Raw genomic sequence first — 2,693 nt, 5'->3', positions numbered from 1 at the left:
AGTGTAGAATGGGGTTCTCGAGGCCAATTCTACGGATCCGGAGCGCCATGCCCGCCAAGGTTGAACCTACCCCTGCCCTGCCCGACTTGTCACCCGTTGGCGGCAAGCAGGTGATCGCCCGTTTCGACGGTGGCCATCTTTCCTCCGACGGTGGGTTGCTGGTGCTACGCGAGGTGGAGAGGCGCCTCAATGTCGCGGAGCGTCTGGCGGCATGTCTCACGGACCCGCGTGATCCGGACCGCATCGTGCACGGGCTTGACGAGATCATCCGCTTTCGCCTGCTGATGATCGCGGCCGGCTACGAGGACGGCAACGACGCAGACCGGTTGCGCACGGACCCGATGTTCAAGCTTGCCATGGCGCGGCTCGGGGATGGGGCGGCGCTGTGCTCGCAGCCGACCATCTCGCGCCTGGAGAACCTGCCCGACACGCGCGCGCTGCTGCGCATGGGTCAAGCCATGGTCGACCTGTATTGCGCGTCCTTCCGCCAGGTGCCGCGCCGGATCGTGCTCGACGTGGACGACACGTTCGACGCCGTGCACGGCGAGCAGCAGATGCGCTTGTTCAATGCGCACCACGACGAATACGGCTTCCAGCCCATCGTGGTGTTCGACGGCGAGGGCCGCTTCGTCACCGCCGTGCTGCGCCCGGCCAAGCGGCCGAGTGGGCGCGAGGTCCGCGCCTTCCTGCGCCGCCTGCTGCGCCAGCTCCGCGCCAACTGGCCCCGGGTCGAGATCTTGCTGCGGGCCGACAGCCACTACTGCGGTCCAGAGGTGCTGCGCTGGTGCCGGGCGAACAAGGTCGACTACCTGCTCGGCGTCGCGCCCACCAGCACGCTGCGCCGTCACGTCGAGAGCCTGGAGGCCAGCACCACGGCCCGCTTCGCCGCCTCGGGCGGCAGCACCAAGCTTCGCCGCTTCACCGAGTTCTACGACGGCGCTGCAAGCTGGGACCGGGTCGAGTGCATCATCGCCCGCGTCGAGGCCGGGCCTGAGGGGACGGACACGCGCTTCATCGTCACCAGCCTGCCCAGCGGCTCAGCCCGCGCCCTCTACGAGCGGCGATATTGCGCGCGCGGACAGGCGGAAAATCATGTAAAAAGCTGGAAATCTCACCTCGCGGCCGACCGCACGTCGTGCACCAAGGCCACCGCCAACCAGGTCCGCCTGTTTCTGCACGGGGCCGCCTACTGGCTGATGTGGAGCCTGCGCACGCTGATGCCGCGTCGCTCCTCGTGGCGCACCCTGCAGTTCGACACCCTGCGGCTGCGCCTGATCAAGCTCGCCGTGCGCGTCGTCGAACTCAAGACCCAGGTCAAGCTGCACCTGCCCAGCTGCGCACCGTGCCAGTCCATCCTGGCCTTCGTCCTCGGCCGCGTGCCGCGTTTGATCAGCTGAACGGCGGGGCAGCGTACCCAGCCGTCACCCACTTCCACCAACCCCTGACGCCGCCGCATCGAGCCGACCGCATGTCACTTCCGAGGTGGCAGCGAACACGCACGCTCGCACAACCATCACGCGAGAAAAGCCCGCCCCAGCAGAGGATCGCTTCAGGCTGATGAATAATGGCGGCTAGGGGAGGCCGAAGCCATGCGCGGATGAGGTTAGCCGTCGCTGCCGGCTTCTCGATTGGCGGAAGGTGGCCGCACTCGGGAATCACGTGCAGTTCGGCTCCCGCGATCGCGTCGGCGAGCGCTCGCGAGAAGGCGACGGGCGTCATTAGGTCGTCGGCACCGACCGCGACAATCGTGGGCACGGCGATGCCCGCCAAGACTGGGAACAGGTCGTCTCGCGCCGCGACGGCCTCGTTCTGGCGCACGTAAACGGCTGCGCCGACGCGCACCGTCATGCTTGCGAGGGCATCGCGCACATTCTGGCCGGTTCGAGGGTGGACCATGTACGCGACTCCGGGACCGGCTAGCGCGCGAAGATCAGTCGCGGCGAGCATGGCGGCGTTAGACGATCGGCGGCGCGCTGCCTGCTCCGGCGTGTCCGCCCGAGCGTTGGTGTCGAACAGCGCCAGGCGCGTGACGCGCTCGGGAGCCAGCCTCATGATGGTCACGGCAACCATCCCGCCCATCGACACGCCCGCGAGGGCGAAACGGTCCGGCGCGTCGTCCAGCACGCGCTTCGCCATGCCCGTGAGGCTCGCGTCGGAGAGCGTGTCGCCGACCCGGCACTTGTAGTCGGGGCCGAGTTCCTTGATGGTTCGAGCCCATACGGTCGCGTCGCTGCCCAAGCCGGGCACCATGATCACCGGGTCCATCACTGCTCCCCATTACAGTTAGCGGAGCGATACCAGCGCAAGTGGCCGCGCGGAAGGAATCTCCCCGAAGGAGATTTACGACAACGGCAGCTCTCGAACAGGCATTGCCGTCCGCTTATGGTGTCATTTAGCCCCCAACCGGAACCTACCCCGCTCGGGGCGCCCCGCGCGCGGATCGTATTCATCGCCTAGATCGGCGCTCTCTCGTCTGCCGAAATCGAGGAGGTCATGGACGGGTGCGCCCGCCCGTGGCCGGGGCAGGCGCATCTTCCATCCAGCCTTGACGCCGAACCCTATCTGCCCAGAGAACCCACCGCGCTGTTTCAAGCCTGCTAGTTTGTACTTCACTCTAGAGCCTGTTGCACAATCGGCTTTGGGAACGTCGTGTTGACGTGTTGTGGCGCGTTTTGGTGTTGACGGCTCTGGCG

The 2,693-nt window shown here is 66.9% G+C and carries 2 protein-coding genes; one reads left to right on the top strand and one right to left on the bottom strand.

The genetic code is table 11. From position 1 onward, the window contains the following. Positions 1-47: 47 nt before the first annotated feature. Entirely contained in the window at positions 48-1,397 is a 1,350-nt protein-coding gene (locus tag HUU95_RS13665) for an IS1380 family transposase (RefSeq protein WP_174280605.1), read from the top strand. On the opposite strand, the gene HUU95_RS13660 is transcribed toward HUU95_RS13665, so the two are convergent. Continuing rightward, on the bottom strand, positions 1,390-2,265 hold the full coding sequence (locus HUU95_RS13660) for an alpha/beta fold hydrolase (RefSeq protein WP_174280604.1): 876 nt from the start codon (positions 2,263-2,265) through the stop codon (positions 1,390-1,392). The two genes, HUU95_RS13665 and HUU95_RS13660, sit on opposite strands and share 8 nt — an antisense overlap. Between the last annotated feature and the right edge of the window lie 428 nt (positions 2,266-2,693).

The sequence above is a fragment of the Sphingomonas bacterium genome (assembly GCF_903643065.1).
Classification (GTDB): Bacteria; Pseudomonadota; Alphaproteobacteria; order Sphingomonadales; family Sphingomonadaceae; genus Sphingomonas.
The sequence above is the reverse complement of the archived record's forward strand: the minus strand, read 5'-3'. Positions and strand labels throughout refer to the sequence as shown.